General features: G+C 52.5%; 21 protein-coding genes. 14 read left to right on the top strand and 7 right to left on the bottom strand.

Annotated elements, in window-relative coordinates:
* Positions 1-35 precede the first annotated feature (35 nt).
* The 14 genes from ACR9YC_RS09295 (at position 36) to ACR9YC_RS09230 (ending at position 13,589) form a co-directional block, all read left to right on the top strand.
* Positions 36-566, top strand: coding sequence for a TetR/AcrR family transcriptional regulator (locus tag ACR9YC_RS09295; protein ID WP_438726718.1), 531 nt, complete (start codon positions 36-38; stop codon positions 564-566).
* A 13-nt stretch (positions 567-579) separates the two neighbouring features.
* Positions 580-1,062 (top strand): SsrA-binding protein SmpB, encoded by a 483-nt coding sequence (gene smpB, locus ACR9YC_RS09290; protein WP_438726715.1) that lies wholly within the window; start codon positions 580-582, stop codon positions 1,060-1,062.
* A gap of 30 nt (positions 1,063-1,092) precedes the next feature.
* A complete protein-coding gene (locus tag ACR9YC_RS09285) occupies positions 1,093-1,641 on the top strand; it encodes a DUF2062 domain-containing protein (RefSeq protein ID WP_438726713.1) in 549 nt (182 codons plus the stop codon).
* A gap of 91 nt (positions 1,642-1,732) precedes the next feature.
* Positions 1,733-4,189 carry an ATP-binding protein gene (locus ACR9YC_RS09280; protein ID WP_438726710.1) on the top strand — a complete coding sequence of 819 codons (2,457 nt, stop codon included), beginning with the start codon at positions 1,733-1,735 and terminating at the stop codon, positions 4,187-4,189.
* The gene (locus ACR9YC_RS09275; protein WP_438726707.1) at positions 4,189-4,542 is read left to right on the top strand and encodes a response regulator; all 354 of its coding nucleotides are present in this window, start codon (positions 4,189-4,191) and stop codon (positions 4,540-4,542) included. Before ACR9YC_RS09280 ends, ACR9YC_RS09275 begins: the two co-directional genes overlap by 1 nt.
* A 100-nt stretch (positions 4,543-4,642) precedes the next feature.
* Positions 4,643-5,707 (top strand): recombinase RecA, encoded by a 1,065-nt coding sequence (recA, locus tag ACR9YC_RS09270; protein WP_438726704.1) that lies wholly within the window; start codon positions 4,643-4,645, stop codon positions 5,705-5,707.
* 176 nt (positions 5,708-5,883) lie between these two features.
* A complete protein-coding gene (locus ACR9YC_RS09265; protein ID WP_438726701.1) occupies positions 5,884-6,633 on the top strand; it encodes a hypothetical protein in 750 nt (249 codons plus the stop codon).
* Between the two features lie 150 nt (positions 6,634-6,783).
* The gene (alaS, locus tag ACR9YC_RS09260) at positions 6,784-9,441 is read left to right on the top strand and encodes an alanine--tRNA ligase (RefSeq protein WP_438726698.1); all 2,658 of its coding nucleotides are present in this window, start codon (positions 6,784-6,786) and stop codon (positions 9,439-9,441) included.
* Between the two features lie 82 nt (positions 9,442-9,523).
* Positions 9,524-9,919, top strand: coding sequence for a fluoride efflux transporter CrcB (gene crcB, locus ACR9YC_RS09255; protein ID WP_438726695.1), 396 nt, complete (start codon positions 9,524-9,526; stop codon positions 9,917-9,919).
* Positions 9,916-11,277: an RluA family pseudouridine synthase gene (locus ACR9YC_RS09250; RefSeq protein WP_438726692.1), complete on the top strand. Its 1,362-nt coding sequence runs from the start codon at positions 9,916-9,918 to the stop codon at positions 11,275-11,277. The genes crcB and ACR9YC_RS09250 overlap by 4 nt, the downstream gene beginning before the upstream one ends.
* A gap of 5 nt (positions 11,278-11,282) precedes the next feature.
* Positions 11,283-11,903 (top strand): FMN-binding negative transcriptional regulator, encoded by a 621-nt coding sequence (locus tag ACR9YC_RS09245; protein WP_438726689.1) that lies wholly within the window; start codon positions 11,283-11,285, stop codon positions 11,901-11,903.
* A complete protein-coding gene (locus ACR9YC_RS09240; RefSeq protein ID WP_438726686.1) occupies positions 11,903-12,583 on the top strand; it encodes an HAD-IA family hydrolase in 681 nt (226 codons plus the stop codon). The genes ACR9YC_RS09245 and ACR9YC_RS09240 overlap by 1 nt, the downstream gene beginning before the upstream one ends.
* The gene (locus ACR9YC_RS09235; protein WP_438726684.1) at positions 12,580-12,846 is read left to right on the top strand and encodes a hypothetical protein; all 267 of its coding nucleotides are present in this window, start codon (positions 12,580-12,582) and stop codon (positions 12,844-12,846) included. Before ACR9YC_RS09240 ends, ACR9YC_RS09235 begins: the two co-directional genes overlap by 4 nt.
* The gene (locus ACR9YC_RS09230; RefSeq protein ID WP_438726681.1) at positions 12,843-13,589 is read left to right on the top strand and encodes an ATP12 family chaperone protein; all 747 of its coding nucleotides are present in this window, start codon (positions 12,843-12,845) and stop codon (positions 13,587-13,589) included. The genes ACR9YC_RS09235 and ACR9YC_RS09230 overlap by 4 nt, the downstream gene beginning before the upstream one ends.
* 39 nt (positions 13,590-13,628) lie before the next feature.
* Here ACR9YC_RS09230 and ACR9YC_RS09225 read toward each other — a convergent pair whose 3' ends face one another.
* The 7 genes from ACR9YC_RS09225 to ACR9YC_RS09195 all read right to left on the bottom strand — a co-directional run bounded on the left by ACR9YC_RS09225 (position 13,629) and on the right by ACR9YC_RS09195 (position 21,640).
* Positions 13,629-14,849 carry a serine hydrolase domain-containing protein gene (locus tag ACR9YC_RS09225; protein ID WP_438726679.1) on the bottom strand — a complete coding sequence of 407 codons (1,221 nt, stop codon included), beginning with the start codon at positions 14,847-14,849 and terminating at the stop codon, positions 13,629-13,631.
* Positions 14,846-15,655 (bottom strand): SDR family NAD(P)-dependent oxidoreductase, encoded by an 810-nt coding sequence (locus tag ACR9YC_RS09220; RefSeq protein WP_438726677.1) that lies wholly within the window; start codon positions 15,653-15,655, stop codon positions 14,846-14,848. Before ACR9YC_RS09220 ends, ACR9YC_RS09225 begins: the two co-directional genes overlap by 4 nt.
* Before the next feature lie 211 nt (positions 15,656-15,866).
* Positions 15,867-16,664, bottom strand: a complete 798-nt coding sequence (locus tag ACR9YC_RS09215) for an SDR family NAD(P)-dependent oxidoreductase (RefSeq protein ID WP_438726674.1) — start codon at positions 16,662-16,664, stop codon at positions 15,867-15,869.
* Entirely contained in the window at positions 16,664-17,734 is a 1,071-nt protein-coding gene (locus ACR9YC_RS09210; RefSeq protein ID WP_438726671.1) for a phosphotransferase family protein, read from the bottom strand. Before ACR9YC_RS09210 ends, ACR9YC_RS09215 begins: the two co-directional genes overlap by 1 nt.
* A 48-nt stretch (positions 17,735-17,782) precedes the next feature.
* Positions 17,783-18,871, bottom strand: a complete 1,089-nt coding sequence (locus ACR9YC_RS09205; RefSeq protein ID WP_438726669.1) for a Zn-dependent alcohol dehydrogenase — start codon at positions 18,869-18,871, stop codon at positions 17,783-17,785.
* Positions 18,872-18,877: 6 nt separating this feature from the next.
* Positions 18,878-20,170 carry an acyl-CoA dehydrogenase family protein gene (locus ACR9YC_RS09200; RefSeq protein WP_438726666.1) on the bottom strand — a complete coding sequence of 431 codons (1,293 nt, stop codon included), beginning with the start codon at positions 20,168-20,170 and terminating at the stop codon, positions 18,878-18,880.
* 93 nt (positions 20,171-20,263) lie between these two features.
* On the bottom strand, positions 20,264-21,640 hold the full coding sequence (locus ACR9YC_RS09195) for an MFS transporter (RefSeq protein ID WP_438726663.1): 1,377 nt from the start codon (positions 21,638-21,640) through the stop codon (positions 20,264-20,266).
* Positions 21,641-21,833: the final 193 nt, after the last annotated feature.

The following is a 21,833-nucleotide window of genomic DNA, read 5'->3' as shown; positions in this document are numbered from 1 at the left end:
TACCTATCATATGATAGGTGGAAAGATTTGGCGATATGAACAACAAAGAAAAAATCCTTGGCTTTGCGGAAGAATATATCCGCACCAAAGGGTATCACGGATTTAGCTTTCGCGATCTTGCCATGCGCACAGAGATAAAGAGCGCAAGCGTGCACTATCATTTTCCGACCAAAGAGGATTTGGTGGTTGCTTTGATTGATACATATAGCAAGCGCACCAGTCTTTTTCTGAAGAGCTACAACGGCCAGACTGAGGCAGATGCCGTGCGGCATTTGGCGAAAATCTTTGATATGTCGATCACGGAAGGTGGGCAAATGTGCCTATGCGGAATGTTGGCATCCGAAATTGATGGTCTGCCGGAAGAGTTAAAGCCAAAATTGGCGGCCTTTATGGACCTGATGATAGACTGGTTGCAGCCCCATATGACCAACCAGCAGCATAGCCGCGCCGAGGCAGTGGTTGCGACGCTTGAAGGCGCTTTGATTTTGGCGCGTGCAAAGGGCGATCCGGCGCTGGTGAAGCGAATGGCCAATGCATTTATTGACGCTGCTAATATAAGCACCTAATGGCCTGTCTGCTATGGCCCGTCCTAAACCCACCGCCTTTGAAAAAGTCAAAACCGTCGCCGAGAACCGGCGCGCGCGGTTTGACTATGCTATTGAGGAGGTGTTTGAAGCTGGCATAGCATTACAGGGCACAGAGGTTAAATCCTTGCGCTTTGGTGAAGGGTCCATTGCTGAGAGCTATGCCGAAGTAAAAGACGGGCAGGTTTTTCTGGTCAATTCCAACATCCCGGAATTTAGCCATGGCAACCGTTTCAACCATGAGCCTAAGCGCCCGCGCAAATTGCTGCTGCATGCGCGTGAGATCAACAAAATGCATGGCGCCGTTAATCGCAAGGGTATGACATTGGTGCCCTTATCGATATTTTTTAACGGCAGAGGCCGAGCCAAAGTCGAGCTGGCATTGGCAAAAGGCAAAAAAGCGCCCGACAAACGTGCCACAATCAAAGAGCGTGATTGGAAACGGCAACAGGGACGCCTATTAAAAGAGAATGGGTAAAGATTCGATCTTTTCGGAAATGCAATGATTATGCGTATTGTCAATTGGCTGACCGCCAAGATGCCGACGCGCGAGGGCATGGAGCGCAACAAATATATGCGTCCTATTGCAGGGCGCGTATTGCGATCTGAATTGTGGCGTTTCACGCGCCGTTCGGTTCCGCGCGGTGTGGCCTTGGGTATGCTGGCGGCGTTCCTTATTCCTGTCGGACAGATATTCGTCGCGGCCTTTTTTGCACTGCCGGTGCGCGCCAATGTTCCGGTTGCTGCGCTGTCGACATTTATCACCAATCCGTTTACCTATCCTTTCTGGATTGTGGTCGCCAATCGTGTCGGTGATTTCGTGCTGCAAATCGATGCCATGACCTATGGTGAGCCGCTGAACACGCAGATGCGCAGCACTATGGGCGAGTGGATTAACTGGATTTTCCTTGAAACGGGCGTGACCGCTTTTGGCTTTGCTGTTCTGGCGATCATCTTTGCGTCTCTGGGTTATGTCGTTGCGTCATTTGGCTGGCGCTATTGGATCGGTAGAAAACGCAGACGCTCCCAATTGCGTAAGTCGACACATTCCGGCTAAGGATATTGTGAAGCATGATGCGGCCTTATTGGATGATACTCCCGCCCATCATTCTGCTTTGTGTGTTGATGCATGTTGAAAAGGACCAGCCTTGCCGAATATAGAGAATAATTGGCAACATGCCTTAGTATCTGGCTCTGACCACGATTCTAAACTGTCTTGGCCAGTGCTGCTGTCTGGGTTGGCGCTGATATGTTGCGTCTCTCTTGTCTATCTGGCGACCCGTGACCTTGCCATTACGTTGATATTGCTATCGGCTATGGTGTTTTTTGGCGGCTTTGCCTTGCTCTATATTCGCTCTGTCGCGACATCGGTTGATGCGGATATTATTGCCCCCGACTGGACTGTGACTGCTGCTGCTGCTGACCATCCAGAAATTTTGATTGCGATTACAGACCGTGCGGGGCGTCTGGTGTGTAGCAATCCACAATATTCCCAACTTAGCAATCAACCGCTTGCACCTGCAAATCTGCCACTCGATCAAGGGTCTTCGGAAATTTTGCTGGAGGCTGCGCGCACTGCTTGGCGCGATGGTGAGTCCGAGGCTGACGGTGTGCGTCACGCCAACCGGCAATATGAAGTCTATGTCAGCCGCGCAGGCCGGGGAGAAGATCATCTGCTATGGCGCATGCAGCCGGTTATGCAGTCCAGCCTTATCGATGATGCTCGCCAAATGCTTAGCGGTAAGCCCGGTCTGGCGGCTGGCCGCGCTGGGTTGATGATATGTGTTGTCGGGCCAGAGGGACGGATACGCGCGGCCAATAGCGGCTTTTCCAGGCGTGCCGCAGGCGATGCCGCTGCCAATGTCGTGGGCCGCGATCTGGGCAGTTTCTTGCGTACTGACGATAAAGAAAATCTGTATTTTGAGCGCGAAATAGGTGTGCGCCGTCCATTGCGGCTGGTCCATGTTCCGCTGTCCGACCCGCATGAGCCGCTACCAGAGGATATCTCGCAAGTGCCCGGCATGTTCCTATTGCTCGACCGTGGTGACCAAATGGTCGATCAGGGCAATGCGATGGAGCAGATAGAGATTATGCTATCGCTGCTGCCCATTGGTTTGGCGATGGTTGACCGTGATGGCCGCTTTCTGTTCGCCAATGCCAGCTTTACACGGGTTATCGGGCGCGAAGATAAGGATATTCCTTCTTATCCGGGCGATCTGGTTGTGCGCGAAGATAAATCGGTTCTGGCTGATACGATCAGGCGGTTCGCCGTTGGGCGTGCGCAGACTGGCGACCTTGCCATTCGCTTGAAAGACCTGCCGGATGATCCGGTATCGCTCAGCCTGTCGGGCATTCGCGGTCTTGGTGATGCTGCGGTCCTGCTGTCCTTGCGGGATAATAGCGAAGAAGCGAAGCTGAAACGACAGGTTGCACAGGCTACTAAGATGCAGGCTATTGGCCAGCTTGCAGGCGGGGTTGCGCATGATTTTAACAATGTGCTGACCGCGATTATCGGCCATTGCGACCTTATGCTGCTGCGCCACAGTCCGGGTGATAGCGATTATGATGATATTCAGCAGATTAAGAACAATTCCAGTCGCGCCGCGAGCCTGACCCGTCAATTGCTCGCCTTTTCCCGCCAGCAGACATTGCGACCACAAATCATTCAATTGCCGGATATTGTTTCGGAAGTATCGCATTTGCTTGCGCGGCTTATGGGTGAGGGCGTTAAGCTGGAAGTGCGTCATGACCGCAATTTGGGCGCCATCCGCGCAGACCCTGGGCAATTGGAACAGGTCATCGTCAATCTCGCGGTTAATGCCCGCGATGCAATGGACGGTAATGGTATTTTGTCGATTGAGACGAAAAACTTTAGCAGCGACGATATTCGGCAATCCAATCGCGATATTCTGCCGATTGCGGACTATTCTGCGATTATCGTGCGAGACACTGGGACCGGTATTCCGCCCGAATTGCAAGCCAAGATTTTTGAACCGTTCTTCACCACCAAAGATGTTGGCAAAGGCACTGGCCTTGGTCTTTCAACGGTTTACGGCATTATCAAACAATCCGGCGGCTATGTCTTTGTCGATTCTGAGCCGGGCGCTGGTACATCCTTCACTATCTATTTCCCGGTATTTGACGGCCCTATTGATAGCAGCAGCGAACCGGCAACGATCAAAGATGATCCGCCAGCACAGAATGATTGGGGCAGTGGTACGATCTTGCTGGTCGAGGATGAAGATATGGTGCGCGCCGTTGCTGAACGCGCTTTGTCACGCCAAGGCTATACTATCATTACCGCCAGCGATGGCGAAGACGGGCTGGAGCAATTTAATGCGCATAACGGCCTATCGGGTGGTATTGATCTGGTCATTAGCGATGTGGTCATGCCGGTTATGGATGGCCCCGCCATGGCAAAGGAAATTCGCGGATTGAACAGTGAGGTGCCGATCCTGTTCATGTCCGGCTATGCGGAAGAGCAATTGCGGCAATCCATTGATGTCGATCGAATGTTCTTTTTGCCAAAACCGTTTTCTGTCGCGCAGATATGTGAAATGACTGGCCGCGCTTTGGCGCAATATTCTCAGAATGGAACTTCATAATGGCGGCGAAAAAATTCCTGATTGTTGAAGATGAGCCAATGATCGCCATGCTGGTCGAAGACAGCCTTGAGGATATGGGCCATGGCGTTGCTGCCATATGCCATTCTGTGGATACAGCCTTATCTGCTTTGGCCGAACATCATGTTGATGCTGCCATTTTGGATATTCATCTGGGCCAGCAAACCAGTTGGCCAGTTGCGCACGCTCTGCAAGAGGCAAACATCCCCTTTATGGTCAGCAGCGGGAACGCCGATGTTGATTTTCCTAAAGGGGTGAGCGCGGTGAGCATATTGGCAAAACCTTTTACGCACAGTGCTTTGGAAGATGCTGTGGGCGCACTTATATCGTCCTGATTCAAATAATTTGTTCCACACTTGTTCTATAAGAACAAATGGTGTACGAATTGATCATTGATTGATTCGCAATTGGCATCTAGGTGGAAGGAACAGGCATATGGCCGGACAGTTAAAACTCGTGGAAGCGGAAAAACAGGCGAAAACTATGGATCGGCAAAAAGCACTGGATGCAGCATTAGCACAAATTGATCGCGCTTTTGGTAAAGGCTCGGCAATGAAGCTGGGTTCAAAAGAGGCAATGAATATTGAGGCTATTTCAACTGGCTCTTTGGGGCTGGATATTGCTTTGGGCATTGGCGGTTTGCCGCGTGGCCGCATCATTGAAATTTATGGCCCTGAAAGCTCTGGCAAAACCACATTGGCGCTCCACACTGTTGCTGAGGCACAAAAAGGTGGCGGCACAGCTGCATTTGTTGATGCGGAGCATGCGCTTGATCCGGCTTATGCCAAAAAACTGGGCGTCAATATTGATGATCTGATTGTCTCACAGCCGGATACAGGTGAGCAGGCACTGGAAATTGCTGATACATTGGTACGGTCAAATGCGGTTGATATATTGGTTATCGACTCTGTTGCTGCCTTGGTGCCACGCGCAGAAATTGAGGGTGAGATGGGCGATAGCCATGTCGGCCTTCAGGCACGTCTAATGAGCCAGTCGCTGCGTAAATTGACCGGATCCATATCCAAATCGCGTTGTATGGTTGTGTTCATCAACCAGCTGCGCATGAAAATTGGCGTGATGTACGGCAACCCTGAGACAACCACTGGCGGCAATGCATTGAAATTCTATGCATCGGTGCGTCTGGATATTCGCCGGACTGGCCAGATTAAAGACCGTGATGATATTATCGGCAATGCGACACGTGTGAAAGTCGTGAAAAACAAAGTTGCGCCGCCATTCAAGCAAGTCGAATTTGATATCATGTATGGCGAGGGTATTTCCAAAGTCGGTGAAATTCTCGACCTGGGCGTCAAGGCAGGTATTGTTGAGAAATCGGGCAGCTGGTTCTCATATGATTCCGTGCGCATTGGTCAGGGTCGTGAGAATTCCAAAACCTTCTTGAAAGAAAATCCGGAAATGATGGCCAAACTTGAAAATGCCATTCGCGGCGAAGAAGATAAGGTTGCAGAGGAAATGATGACGGGGCCAGATCCCGATTGATTTAGTCCTCTAATTAATTGACTTATCAGCCTTTCTTATATTCCATCATTCTTTCATATTGCGGAGTTATTTTACTGCGATTGTAAGATAATTTGCTTGCCAATATTGGAAATTGGTATCAAAATCACCTCTTGGCAGTAATTTTTGCCATATTTGGAGGAGTTTTAAGGGGGAATATGATGAGAAGTACAATTATGGCCGGTACGGCCATGGCTCTGCTGTGCGCAGCGCCATTATATGCGCAGGTTGATGGGGATACTAGTGAGCAAGCTGTGGTGGCTGTTCCTGCACCACCACTTGCACCGGCAGTTCCAGTAGCCGCACCGCCAGCACCTCAACCAGCTGAAATGCTTGTTCTGAAAAAAGGTACACCGGTTAAGTTGATTGTCGCCAGCGAAGTCAACAGCAGTTCGCATCGTTCAGGCGATACATTTGCCTTGACCGTGGCCGAAGACGTAAGCGTCAACAATGTTGTGGTTATTCCTAAGGGTACACCGGCGACTGCTGAAATTACGTGGCGCACAGGCAAGGGCGCATTTGGCAAATCTGGCAAAATCGAATTCGCAATGCATTCGATTGATTATGATAGCTGGAAAATGCCAATTGGCGGCACATACCGCCAAGAAGGCGAGGGCAATACCGTAGCAACAGGTGTTGGCGTTCTGGCTATTGGTGTTTTTGCAGGTTTCATTACTGGTAAGCGTGCACGTCTGCCCATGGGACGAGAGTTGACCGCTGAAGTGGTTCAACCGGTTGAATTCACTGCGGACGGCAATGTGTCACCTGATTTTGATTCAGCAGCCGCAATGCAAGCCGCATTGGAATCAACACCGCTTGGCCAGTGCAAAATTGAAGCTGGAAAGATTGAAAAAACCAGCAAGCGCGAAAAAGCTATGAACAAATGCTATCAAAAGCGTCTTGATTAGAATTATGATTTTGCCCGAGTAACAATATTCGGGTGTAATGTATAAAAAGGGCTGATCATATTGACGGTCGGCCCTTTTATTTTGCCCGGCATTGCTGATTTCGTGCATCTTCCACTTGTCAGCAAATTATCGCTCGCCTAAATCACTGGCATGACAAGCTCCAACCATATCCGTCAGTCATTTTTGGACTTTTTCGCTGGGCAGAACCATACGCCCATAGCGTCCGCTCCCTTAATTCCTCAACAGGACCCGACATTGATGTTCGTCAATGCAGGAATGGTTCCGTTCAAGAATATTTTTACTGGGTTGGAGGCAGCGCCAGCACCGCGCGCAACATCGTCGCAAAAATGTGTACGCGCTGGCGGCAAGCATAATGATTTGGACAATGTTGGCTATACCGCGCGGCACCACACATTTTTCGAAATGCTGGGAAATTTCTCTTTCGGCGATTATTTTAAAGAAGAGGCTATTGTTCACGCGTGGGAATTGCTGACCAAAGTCTGGGAATTGCCAGCGGATAAGCTGACAGCGACAGTCTATCACGAAGACGATGAAGCCTTTGATCTGTGGCGCAAAATCTCCGGATTACCCGAGGAACGCATCATACGCATCGCAACCAATGATAATTTCTGGTCAATGGGTGATACAGGTCCATGCGGTCCGTGCAGTGAAATCTTTTATGATCATGGTGAGCATATAGCTGGTGGTCCTCCGGGCAGTCCGGATGAAGATGGCGATCGTTTTGTCGAAATCTGGAACCTTGTCTTCATGCAATATGAGCGGGATAGCTCTGGCGAGATGACACCATTGCCAAAGCCCAGCATTGATACCGGCATGGGCCTTGAGCGTATCGCTGCTGTTATGCAGGGTGTGCATAATAATTACGATACAGACACGTTCACACAGCTTATCTCGGCATCGGCCAATCTGGTTGGCGCGGCGCAGAACGATGAACAGTTGGCCAGTCACCGCGTCATTGCCGACCATTTGCGGGCCTGCTCCTTCCTAATGGCGGATGGCGTGCTGCCCGCCAATGAAGGGCGGGGCTATGTTTTGCGCCGGATCATGCGCCGCGCGATGCGCCATGCGCATTTATTGGGTGCAGCTGACCCTTTGATGCATCAATTGGTGCCGGTTCTGGTCGGTGAAATGGGTCAGGCTTTCCCTGAACTTGCCCGCGCGCAGCCGCTTATTAGCGAAACATTGCGCCGTGAAGAAGAAAAATTCCGTCAGACGCTCGACAAGGGTCTAAAACTTTTGGGCGAAGCAAGCGGCGATTTGCAGGAAGGTGACGAGCTAGACGGCACCATCGCTTTCAAACTCTATGACACCTATGGTTTCCCTTATGACCTGACCGAAGACGCTTTGCGTGCTGACGGCATATCGGTAGATAAAGCTGGGTTTGATGCCGCGATGGCGCAGCAAAAAGCAGCCGCACGCGCGGCTTGGAAGGGGTCGGGTGAAACCGCTTCAGAAGATATTTGGTTCGATATTGCCGATGAACATGGCAGCACCGAATTTACCGGATATACCGGATTAAAAGGTGATGGACAGGTTGTTGCCTTGGTCAGAGACGGGCAGCGCGTTGAGAAACTGTCCAAAGGTGAAACCGGCGTCATGATCGTCAATCAAACGCCATTTTATGCTGAATCCGGTGGTCAAGAAGGTGATCGCGGGGTCGTAACAGCCGATAATGGTTTTGCTGCCAAGGTTGACGATGTGGCAAAACCGCTTGGCCGTTTGCATGCCCATCAGCTTACCGTTGAGGCTGGCGCGATTGCGGTCAATGATACCGTCTCTCTAACGGTCGATGTTCTGCGCAGGGATGAACTGCGTGCCAACCATAGCGCAACCCATTTGCTGCACGCCGCGCTGCGCAATCATTTGGGCGCGCACGTAACGCAAAAGGGCAGCCTCGTTGCGCAGGATAAGCTGCGCTTTGACTTCTCACACCCGCAGGCAATGACCGCTGATGAAATAGACGCAGTGCAGGCCGAGGTGAATGTCCAGCTGCGTGGCAATGCAGATGTCACCACCCGTTTAATGTCGCCCGATGATGCGGTTGAAGCGGGCGCTTTGGCTTTATTCGGTGAGAAATATGGCGATGAAGTGCGGGTTCTTAGCATGGGTCTGGATGACGATGCGGATTATTCGGTAGAATTGTGCGGCGGCACCCATGTTCGCGCATTGGGTGATATTGGTCTGTTCCATATTATATCGGAAAGCGCGGTTTCTGGCGGTGTACGCCGTATCGAAGCGCTTACTGGCGAAGCTGCGCGGCAATATCTCGTGGACCGTGAGACCGGTCTGCAAACGGTCGCGTCCACTTTGCGCACTGGGCCTGATGAGGCGGTTGCGCGTGTTGCGGCCTTGGTGGAAGAGCGCAAGCAACTCACCGAAGAATTGGCGACCGCGAAAAAAGCGCTGGCATTGGCGGGTGACGGTGGCGGTGCTGCGCAGCCTGCAGAGGATGAGACCATCGGCAATGTGCGTTATCGTGGGCGGGTGATTTCTGGCCTGAACCCGAAAGATCTGCGCGGCCTGCTTGATGAAGCCAAACAGGAAATGGGCAGCGGCGTAGCGGCTATTGTCGCAGTTAATGATGGCCGCGCTGCGCTGGCCGTTGGCGTTACGCAGGATCTTACCGGCACAGTTGACGCAGTGGCGTTGGTCCGCGCTGGTGTAGAGGTTATGGGCGGTAAGGGCGGCGGCGGCCGACCCGATATGGCGCAAGGTGGCGGCCCTGATGGTGATAAAGCGGATGCTGCGCTTGATGCTGTTCGCCAGACCTTAGTCGCAAGCAATTGATATCATTACCAGTTGAAGCATTGCCAGATGCGGCCAAGCTATTGACTGGAAAAACCCCTCAAGCCGGTCTATTGAACCTGTAATGAGCGCAGCAACATATTTTGGTGCAACCCTATGGGTGATGGCGGGCGGCGCATTGGGCGCAGCAGGACGATTTCATATCGGGCAGATAATGACGCATTGGGCCGGGACTAGCTGGCCAGTGGCGACGCTGACAGTGAATATAGTGGGCGGTCTTGCCATGGGCATATTGGCGGGCTGGCTGCAATTTGCTGATGATGTTTCGCCAATGTGGCGGTTGTTTCTGGGCATTGGGTTGCTGGGCGGGTTTACAACCTTTTCCGCATTTTCGCTGGAAACGGCAAATATGCTGACAGAAGGGGCCTATTGGCAAGCAGCGGCTTATGCGTTGGTGTCGGTAACGCTCTCCACGGCGGCGATTTTCGCAGGCCTTATTTTAACAAGGCAATGGGCATGAGCGAAGACGATAAATCAGCAGACACAACAGGGCCGGATATCGGCGTTGATAAAACAGGCGCAGGTGATAGTGCAGGTGACGGGGGCGCATGGTCGCCGGACAGCCCGCAGGTACGCAGCTTTACGGTTAAGGCGGATGATAATGATATCCGCGTTGACCGCTGGTTCGCGCGGCATATGGCGCATATTGGCTTTGGCACCGTGTCACGCTGGGCGCGTACGGGGCAATTGCGTTTGGATGGCAAGCGGGTGAGCCATAGCGACCGGATAAGCACGGGGCAGGTGCTGCGTGTACCGCCGGATGATCGTGCAAAACCGTCAAAGACTATCCGCCGCAAAGAGCTGAATGATGAGGAAACCGCACTGGCCGAGGGCATGGTGATCCACCGTGATCGTGCCGCGCTCATACTCAACAAGCCACCGGGCCTTGCGACACAGGGCGGCAGCAAAACCTATAAACATGTCGATGGCTTGCTGGACGCCTATATTGAAGGTGATGAAGGCCCGCGGCCACGGCTTGTTCACCGGCTTGATAAAGATACTTCGGGCGTGTTGCTGGTGGCCCGATCACCGGGCAGCGCAGCCTTTTTCTCGCGCCATTTTTCTGGCCGTTCGGCGCGCAAAACCTATTGGGCGCTTGTCATGGGCTTGCCGGAAATTCGCGAGGGACAGATTGATCTGCCGCTGGCTAAACAGCCGGGCACAGGCGGTGAAAAGATGTTCGTTGATGAGGTGGAGGGCCAGAGCGCACGCACCCGTTACCGTGTGCTGGAACATGCTGGCGGGCGGGTCAGCTGGGTAGAGCTGTTCCCCTTGACCGGGCGCACGCACCAATTGCGTGTACATATGGCTGCGATTGGTCACCCGATATTGGGCGATATAAAATATGGTGGCAAAGATGCGCATCTGACCGGCAGCATCAGCCGCAAAATGCATCTGCATGCCCGCCATTTGCGCATAGACCATCCCGATGGCGGGAAGCTGGAGGTAAAGGCCGATCTGCCGCCGCATTTTGCTGATACTATGGACGGCCTTGGCTTTGATATGGAGATTGGCGACGCTTTCAATCCGGTCGATCATGCGCCTGAACCCACGCGTGAGGAGCAAAAGCGCAAGGCGCGTGCCCATGCCAAACAAATGCGCAAAGGCAGGCGCGGTGAACGCCGTGGGCGCGGCGTAGCAGATGATGGCAAGAAACCATCTGGCCCAGCGCGCGGCAGGGGGAAACCGAAAATTGGTGCAAAAACGGGGTCAAATAGCAAGAAACCCATGATGAAGAAGGGCGCATCTGGTAGTCGTTCTGGCCCAGCTGGCGGTCGCTCTGCTCCGGCACGTAACAAATCTGGAAAGCGAGGCTGAACCCTATGCATCCTAATAGCGATTTTCATTGGAATGACCGCGCAGCGCACGAAGCGATGATTGCACAAATCGGTTTTGGCATGATCTTCGCCACCACGCCCGATGGTCCGCGTGTCGCGCATGTGCCGCTGCTGTCCACTGGTGATGGTGCTATTCAGTTCCATCTGGCGCGGGGCAATGCGCTGACAAAGCATTTGGCTGGTATGGATGCGCTTTTCGTTATCAATGGCCCTGACGCCTATATTAGCCCGGACTGGTATGGCCTGAGCGAGGATGAACAAAAGCACCAAGTGCCGACTTGGAATTATGTCTCGCTAGAGCTGGAAGGCCGCGTACGGCAAATGAATCGTGATGGTCTGGTCGCTTTTCTGGATGAGGCTAGTGCACATCATGAAGAGCAGCTGGCCCCCAAAACACCATGGACGCGCGACAAAATGGATGAAAAGCGTTTTGACGGGTTGGTGAAGTCAATCGTTGGTTTCGAAATGGAGATAAAGGCTTGGCGTGCAACGGCCAAGCTGAACCAGAATAAACCCGCCGAGGCGCGTGAAAATGTTGCGGCTGCGCTGGACAAGGGTGGACGGCGCGCAATGGCACATATGATGCGCGAATTGGATAAAGAATAATGGCAGTGCAAGACCCTGTCCGCCTGGCCATTTTTGATTGTGATGGTACCATGGTCGATAGTCAGGCCAATATCTGCGGGGCTATGACGCGGGCCTTTGCTGCGCATGACTTACCCCCGCCTGACCACCACCGCGTGCGCCGCATCGTTGGCCTGTCGCTGGTAGAGGCCATGCGCAGCCTATCACCGGAGCTGGATATGGATACGCATATCGCGCTGGCCGAAAGCTACAAAACCGCGTTTCAGGCTTTGCGTGCAGAAGGCGCAGTGGCGGAACCCTTATATGATGGATTGCTGAGCGTGTTTGACCGGCTGCGTGCCGATGGGTGGCTGTTGGCAGTCGCAACCGGTAAATCAGATCGCGGCCTGCAATTGTGCGTCGCACATCATGGATTGCAGGATTATTTTGTCAGCCTGCAAACAGCAGACCGCCACCCCAGCAAGCCGCACCCCGCAATGGTCTATCAAGCGTTGGAAGACGCTATGACCGTGCCCGAATATGCAGTGGTGATTGGCGATACCAGCTTTGACATGGAAATGGCGATCAATGCCAATGTACGCGCTATTGGCGTGGACTGGGGCTATCACGATATGCAGGAATTGCTGGACTCTGGCGCGGAGAAAGTCGCCAAAAGCATGGATGAATTGTTTGACATTCTGCAAGCAGGGACCACCAAATGACCAGTGACCAGCATGACAAAATTGCTGTGCAACGCCATTTTTTGATCAGCCTGTCTCGCTTTGTCGGTATTGGCATACTGATGTTCGGTATCTATTTGCTCTATGGCAAACAGGATATTGCGCCGCCCATATGGGGATATGTGCCAGTCCTCATTGGTTTTCTGACATTCTTTTTCGCGCCGCCCATGCTGGCGAAGAGATGGAGCAGCAACGCCCTTCATAGCGATACAGGCGATAAGGGCGATGAAGGGACAATATTATGAGCGATGCGGTGAAAACGCCGACAGCTGAAGCAGACAGGAATCTGCCCAAGCGGTTTTATAAGATTGTTTCGGTTGAGCGTATTGCCGGCGGCTATGTCGTTACGCTGGATGGGCGGACCCTCAAAACGCCGGCGCGCGCCAATCTGACTTTGCCCAATGCAGCATTGGCCAAATTGGTGGCGCAGGAATGGGCCGACCAAGGCGAATTTATCCGTCCAGAGACAATGATTATTACCGGCTTTTGCAATGCCGCAATTGACCGCGTGGCCGCGCATCGTGATGCGCTGGAAAGTGAGGTCTGTGGTTATGCAGATACCGATACACTGTCATATCGCGATGCGGATGACAGCCCATTGACGCAGCGACAGCTGAACATGTGGGATCCGATATTGGAAGCGCTAGAAGATGCGCATGAAGTGCAATGGCTGCGCACCAGCGGCATTATGCCCGGAGCGCAGACAGCACCGGTTATGGCATTGGCGCAAAAAGATGTTGCCGTGCTAGACAAATTTGCGCTGACGGTATTTTCGCAGATAGTCGCCTTGCTGGGCTCCTATGCCCTCGCGCTGGCATTGCGTGATGGACATATTGATGCTGACCATTGCTGGGATGCAGCCTTTCTGGAGAGCGATTGGCAGGCCGAACAATGGGGCGAGGATGCACAAGCTAAGGCGCTAATGGCTGACCGACGCGCGCGTTTTGATGCGGCTTGGAGCATGCTACAAAACGTTATGTCATCATAAGATAAGATGCTTGAGATAACATGCTCGACTGGGCGGATATTAGTCCAGCGCAGCATAGAGCATGGTTTTGATCTCTCGGCGTACCGGATAGATATTTGATGGCATAAGCTGGGTCATGAAAATCATGATGACCTCTTCCACCGGATCAACAAAAAATGCGGTTGAGAACATGCCGCCCCAGTAAAAATCACCATTTGACCCCATGACTCCGGTTGCTGCGGAATCGATGGTGGTGGCAAAGCCCAAGCCAAAACCTGCGCCAGCATTTTCTGCTTCAGAGAACAGAGCTTTGCTATGCTGGGTTAAATCCCCGCCACCGGGCAGATGGTTTGCCGTCATCATCTCCAGCGTTTTGCGGCCAATGATCCGCGTACCATCCAAACTGCCTTTGCCCAGCAACATTCGGCAGAAGCGATAATAATCCGTCATCGTCGACATCAGCCCGCCGCCACCGGAAAAATATCCTGGCTCTTTGGCCCATGCTGTTGAAGCACCTGGGTCATAGGGTTTCATGCGCTGCTGTTGATCAAAAACATAGCTGTCCGTCACACGGTCGATCTTGGACATGGGCAATTGAAAATGCGTATCATCCATGCCTAGCGGCGCAAAAATATGGGTGCGAAAATAGTCTTCCAGCGATAGCCCTGAAATCCGCTCAACAATCGCGCCCAGAACATCTGTAGAGACAGAATAATTCCAGCTTGTTCCAGGATCAAATTGCAGCGGGATTTCACTCAACGCTTTGATAAACGCGTCCATGCTGCCGCCATCAAATCTTTCAAAACCACCCTTGCGATACGCAGCATCAATGGGGGTGCGCTCCTGAAACCCATAGGTCAGGCCGCTGGTGTGGCGCAGCAGGTCAATAATGCGCATTACCTGCGCCGTTGGCCGAGAGATAAAGGGTTGATCCCCGCCGCCCGACACAAATACACCAAGATTTTTAAATTCCGGCAAATAGTGATGCACCGGATCGGACAGAGCGACCTTTCCCTGTTCCACCAATTGCATGAAAGCGATGGAGGTAACCGGTTTGGTCATGCTGGCGAGCCGGAAGATATGATCTTTGCCTAGTTTTTGCCCCGGCCGTGCTTCGCCCTGCAATGAATGATGAGCAATATGTTCACCGCGCCCAATCAGTAATGCCGCATGGGGCAGGCAACCGGTATCGAGATATTTGCGCTGAATATGCGCAGCAATATTGGCTAGCCGCTCACTGTTGAAACCTGCTGCGGCTGGATCTGCTTCGGGCAGGCTCATGTTGCGGTTTTGCCGAAGGGTTGGCGTGTATAAGGGTGTGATGTGGACAGGCCACCATCAACAACCAGAGCATGGCCATTGACATAGCTTGACCGATCAGAAGCCAAAAACAAAGCAGCTTCTGCGATTTCATTAGGCTCGCCGCCGCGTTGTGCCGGGTTGAGATTGCCAACCATCTGTTCCTTGCCCTTGCGGCGCGCGGCCTCATAAAGAAAGCTGGTCATGCCAGTTTCGATCAGGCCGGGGCAGATGGCGTTACAGCGCACATTGCTGCCAGAAAGCTGTTGTGCTGCAATCTTCACCAAATTGATGACACCTGCCTTCGACGCCGTATAGGCAGGGCCGCCAGCACCGGAGCGCAGGCCCGCAACAGATGCAGTCGCAATGATGGAACCGCCACGATTGTCATTCGCTTCCGATGTTGCGACAATCGCCTTACCGCCATGTTTGACCGCCAGAAAAACGCCGATCAGATTGATCCGCAAAATCTTTTCCCATTCTTCCACGCTCTGTTCAAAAATACCTTCAAAGCCGCCAGAGATGCCCGCATTAGCGAAGAAAATATCTAATCCGCCATGGCTTTGCATAGTGGTATCGACCAGCGCCTTGATTGTCTCTTCATCAGCAGCATCGCCTTGATGCGCGGTGATGGAATCAGGCGCCATGGCCGCAGTTTCCTGCACCGCTTCTGTAATGTCACTGGCAATAACGCGCGCGCCTTGCTCTGCATAAAGCAAGGCACTGGCCCGGCCAATCCCGCTGCCCGCACCAGTAACAATGGCGGTTTTTCCTTTGAGGTCAGTCATATACAATCTCTTTTCTTTTGCAGTCACCCTGTGTTTAGCAGAGCATTTTTTGGTTTTGGCCATTCTGTGGGCCGTGCTTCGACAAGCTCAGCACTTACGGACGATGTAAGGATCACTGCTATCTGTCTTGCATCACTAATGCATTATTCAACTTGCCTTCTTTCAATGTCCGCTAGCCCTGAGCGTGTCGAAGGGCGTTTCTCTGTTTCATCTAAATCCCTGCCGTAATGGTGGTGCCGCCATCAATAATCATGGCTTGGCCGGTCATAAAATTGGATGCATCGCTGGCCAAAAAGACAGCAGCGCCGGCTATCTCGTTCGGCTCGCCAATGCGGCCCAAGGGTGTGGCCTTCTCCATATAGCTTAGCAATTTTGGGTTTTCCCAAAGAGCGCGGGCCATGTCGGTTTTGATGAGTCCGGGTGCGATGCAATTCACATTGATGCCCTGTTTGCCAAATTCGGTCGCATAGTTGCGGGCCAATTGCAGGTCAGCCGCTTTGGAAATATTATAGGCGCCCAAAGTGTCGGTGCCGACCATGCCGCCAATGGACGAGACAATGATGACCGAGCCTTTGCCTTTGGCCACCATATCCGGTGCGCACATCTGGATGAGCCAATGGTTGGAGAGGATATTATTGTCGAGGATTTTGCGGAAAACATCATCCTCTATCTCTGCCATAGGGCCATAATAGGGGTTGGACGCCGCATTGCAGACCAATATGTCGATAGGGCCAAAGGCCTTGCGGCTTTGCGCGACCAAATTGGCCAGCTCGTCTTTTGATGAGATATTAGCAGGCACTGAAATGGCCCGCGGGCTATCGCTATCGCTGGCAAATTCTGCGTTAATCGCATCGGCGACCTCTTGGCAGGCATCTGCTTTGCGGCTGGAGATAACGACATTTGCGCCATGGGCGGCGAGTTGTTCAGCGGTTGCTTTACCGATCCCGCGTGATGACCCGGTGATGATGGCTGTGCGGCCTGTCAGGTCATAAAGATTGGTGATGGCCATTATTCAATCCCCGCTTTTAAGGCAAATTGCCATCCACCTTCGACCAGCATCGGCACGCGCTCGGCCATGGTTTTGGCGTGTTTGCTTGACGCTGTTCCATCAATAACCCGCTTTTTAATGCCCTGCAAAATGGCTGCTATACGGAACATATTATAAGCAAAATACCAGTCCATATCGGGAATATCGGTAATGCCGGAGACTTCTGAATAGCGGGCGATGGATTCTTCGATATTGGGGATGCCCAATGCTTTCAGGTCAAGCCCGCCAATGCCTGCACGGCCCTCTGGCGGGGTGACCCAGCTCATCAGATAATAGGACAAATCAGCTATCGGGTCACCCAATGTGGACAGCTCCCAATCGAGCAGAGCGATCACATGGTTTTCGTTTTTATGAAAAATCATATTGTCGATGCGATAATCGCCATGAACAATAGCGTTGCCGCGCTGTTCCGGCACGGTTTGCGCCAGCCATTCCATCATCCGGTCCATCTTCTCAATCGTGCCGGTTTCAGACAGCCGGTATTGTTTGGTCCAACGGTCAATCTGCCGCGCACAATAATTGCCGGGCTTGCCATGACTGCCTAGACCAATAGCCTCTGCATCAAATGTGTGCAGCTGTGCCAATGTGTCGGTCATAGCGGTGTAGATAGCGTGGCGATCTTGCGGGGCATGTTCGGGCAGGGTGCCATTCCACAGGCTACGGCCATCGGCCATGCCCATGATGAAAAACATCGAACCGATAACGCTGTCATCTTCACACAGGCCATAAGGTTGCGGCACGGGAAAGCCATGCGGGTGCAGCGCCGCCATGACGCGAAATTCGCGGTCAACGGCATGGGCAGAGGGCAGCAATTTACCAAAAGGTTTGCGGCGCAGAACATAGGCTTTGCCGGGCGTGTCGATGCGATAGGTCGGGTTGGATTGGCCGCCTTTAAACTTGCTCAATGTAATCGGGCCAGAAAAGCCCTCAACATTATCGTCCATCCATTTGGTCAGGCTGGCTTCGTCAATCCGGTCGGCCTCTGGCACATCCATAGTGCCGGTCATGGTCGATTGCGCGTCTTGGGTCATATCATGCGGTTCCTCTCTTGCTGGGCAGCGCAATAATCAAATTTAATGCTATTGGTCAAAGGCGATAACAGTGCGCAACTGCTCGCCGCTGCGCAGATTATCTAATCCGTGATTAATCTGGTCAAAAGGCAGAATTTCATGCACCAGCGCATCTAGGTTAAGCGCGCCGGTCATGTAAAAATCCACCAGTCGTGGAATGGTGACAGGGAAGGGGGCAGAGCCCAATAAAGAACCCTGCAATTTGCGCCCCTGCAAAAAGCTCGGGCCGGGCAGGACAACCGGATCATCCGGCGGCACCATGCCCAATATCGTAGTCGTGCCGCCGCGCCGCGTAATGCCCCATGCCATGGCGACAGCGGAGGAGCGGCCCACTGCCTCAATAACCTTATGACAGCCGCCGCGCGTATCAGCGATAATGGTGTCTGTCAGACCTTCCTGCGCTAAATCATAAACATGGGTTGCGCCCAGTTTTTGAGCGAGAGCACGTTTGCTTTCCAGCGGATCAATGGCGATGATGCGGCCTGCACCAGCAATTTTTGCCGCATTAATGGCCGCCAGACCAATGCCGCCACAGCCGATTATCGCAACGCTTTCACCCGGTTCGACCTTACTGTCATAAAAGACAGAGCCGCACCCGGTTAGCACGGCGCAGCCTAGCAAGGCCGCCCGATCAAAGGGCATGTCGCGATTGATGGTGACGCAGCTGCTTTCATGCACCAGCATCATTTCAGCATAGGCAGACAGGTTGAGAAACTGATGCACCGGCGTGTGATCTGTACGCTGCAAACGCTGCGGCGCGTCTTCATCACGCTTGGTTTCCGGCTCCTGACAGAGCGTTATGTGACCCGTAACGCATTGCTCACAATGTCCGCAAAAGGCGGTCAACACGGTGACCACATGATCCCCGGCTTTCAGGCGGGTCACAGCATCACCAACCTTTTCGACAACACCCACGGCTTCATGCCCGGGCACGAAAGGAAAGGCATAGGGAAAGCCACCATCAATGAATTTCAAATCAGAATGGCATAACCCCACCGCTTTGGTGCGTATCAAGACCTCATGCGCCTTAGGGTTGTCGACAGCTATATCGGCAAATTCCAAAGGCGCTTTGGTTTGGGTGCAAAGAGCGGCTTTCATAACCGTTTAGCGTGTCGCGCCGACATCACCGGAGGAGATGCTTTGTGCTTCGGCATCGCGGTCACGATATTTGCCAAATTCGATGCGAGAGATAGAGCGTGCATGCACTTCATCAGGACCATCAGCCAAACGCAAAGTACGTTGGCCAGCATAGGCCGCAGCAAGGCCGAAATCTTCGGATACACCGCCGCCGCCATGTGCCTGAATCGCGTCGTCAAGGATCTGCAATGCCATATTGGGCGCTTGCACCTTGATCATGGCAATCTCTGCCATGGCAGCTTTGTTGCCGACTTTGTCCATCATATCAGCCGCTTTCAGGCAGAGCAGGCGCGTCATCTCAATATCGATACGCGCGCGTGCGATACGCTGTTCCCAGATGCTATGCTCTGCAATGCGCTTACCGAATGCAACACGGGTGTTGAGGCGCTTGACCATTTTCTTCAGCGCTTCTTCAGCAGTGCCGATGGTGCGCATACAATGGTGGATCCGACCGGGGCCGAGGCGACCCTGTGCAATCTCAAAACCGCGGCCTTCACCCAGCAGCATATTGCTTGCCGGAATGCGGACATTTTCCAGTTCGATTTCCATATGGCCATGCGGCGCGTCATCATAGCCGAAAACAGGCAAGTGACGCAGGATTTTAACGCCTGGCGCATCAAGCGGCATCAATACCATACTTTGCTGTTTATGGCGGCTCGCCTCAAAATCGGTTTTGCCCATAACAATGGCAATTTTGCAGCGTGGATCACCTGCGCCAGATGACCACCATTTGCGGCCATTGATGACATATTCATCACCTTCACGCTTAATCGATGTTTCGATATTGGTCGCATCAGAAGAGGCAACGCGCGGTTCCGTCATCAAAAATGCAGAGCGGATTTCCCCGTTCATCAATGGGCGCAGATATTCTTCTTTATGCTCCAGCGTGCCATAGCGATGGAACACTTCCATATTGCCGGTGTCTGGCGCGGAACAGTTAAATACCTCAGATGCCCAGCCGATACGGCCCATTTCTTCTGCACACAGGGCATATTCCAAATTGGTCAGGCCCGGGCCTTCAAATTCAAAACTGTCGTCAATATGCGTTAAGTTAGGGTTGGCAGGTGGCATGAACAGGTTCCAGATGCCCGCTGCCTTGGCGCGTTTTTTCTCTTCTTCAATAACTTGCAAGACTTTCCAGCGGTCGCCGCTGGCTTGCTCATTTTTATAATCGTCCATGCGCGGGCGAACATGCTGCTCAATAAAGTCGCGTACACGATCGCGCCAATATGTCTGACGTTCTGTAAGATCAAAATCCATTATTTGTGTCCTTTCGAATCCTCGTATTTTTACAATATCTCATTTGGCCGCAAGGGCCGCGAATACGTAAAGCGCCATATTGTGCGCTTATTTCTACTGGCTATCTTTATTCTCCAGTGGGATTTGGCGGAAGGCCCAGATTAATGCCAGCCCTATCACAGTTTTAATGGAAACATAGGCCAGCGTTAAATTGGTCACAATCTCTGTTGCGACCGATCCGCGCGCCGCGCCATCAGGCAACCCCACAAAAGATATAATCAACCCAGCGAGCAACAGGCCAAGCCCTCCGACAAGTTTTTGCGTAAAGAACATGCCAGCGGAAAATATACCCTCTGATTTACGGCCAGTGTGTTTTTCATAACCTTCTGCAATATCGGCCATCATTGACATGGCCAATATCATTGCCGCAATGCCAAAGCCTTTGGCAGACACGGCGAAGGTGAACAAGGTTGGCACAAGTATTGCGCTGCCATTAGCGGGGAAGAGGTCGGCCAGACGCAGCCAATAGGGTGCAACACCAATGGCCAGACTAATGGCCGCAAAATATGATGCCGCTTTGGGTTTGCCTATACGTTTGGATAGCGGTGTCACGGTTAGGAAGGCAAGGATAACGCCCACAAATAACAGTAAAGAATAGCCTAGAAATGCGAGTTCAGAAAGCTCCCAAACATGGCGGAAAAGATAGGTGGTTAGGGCGAATATCAATCCTTGATTGGTATAGGCCAACAGGCTGGCAATCAGGAGCAATTTAAACGGATGATAGCTGAAGGAACGGATGACCTCTTTCAATCCGTCGTTTTTTGGCGCTTCGCTCTGCCCGCGATGATAATTGCCAACGATACGTTTTTGCGTTGTGCGGGCGGAAATAAGAACGGCGACAATCATTACAAGTGCACCGGCAAGGGAATAGAGCTCATATCCTTGAGGATTCAGCTGTCCATCAGGGAAATCCGGTGTGGCAGCCAGAAAATAGCCATAGGAAACAGCCATTATGCTAAGGCCCGCGCCCCATCCAAACATGAAACGATAGCGCATGATATTGGTGCGCTCATGTGGGTCAGGGGTTAATTCAGGCAGCAATGCCAATGATGGCACTTCATAAGCCGATATGCTGAAGCGTACTAGCATAGCGGTGACCACAAGATAGACAAAGGTCAGCCCATCACTCATCGTCGGCGGGTTCCAAAGCAGCATCCAAAACAAGGCTATTGGGATTGCCGAGCCATATAGCCATGGGTGGCGTTTGCCGATTTTTGTGCGTGTATTGTCTGATAAATGGCCAACCAAAGGGTCTATAAACGCATCGACGACCAGTGCGGTTGCCAATGCAGCGGCAACCAGCAATCCATCCAGGCCAATGACTTGATTATAATAGAATAACAGGAAAACAGCGAAGCCATTATCCTTGATCCCATAAGCAGCTGAGCCAAAGCCATAGCCGAGCTTAGTTCTTACGGGAAGTATGGCCAATGCTGCTCTCCAAATCCGGCTTGTGCCGCCGGTTTTTGTTCGATTCTTATAAGCGTCACCATATGTTATGCGCGGTTTAGGTCAAGCGCTGTTCACTTGCCGCTACGGCACGCTGGCTGAAATGGCGTCGCCCCTATTTCCTTGTATTTGTGGGCTTGCGATAGCTAGGTCAATTGCGTATTTAATTACGCAA

The sequence above is a fragment of the Parasphingorhabdus sp. DH2-15 genome, assembly GCF_051668705.1.
Taxonomy (GTDB): domain Bacteria; phylum Pseudomonadota; class Alphaproteobacteria; order Sphingomonadales; family Sphingomonadaceae; genus Alterisphingorhabdus.
This window is presented reverse-complemented; position numbering and strand designations above follow the sequence as displayed.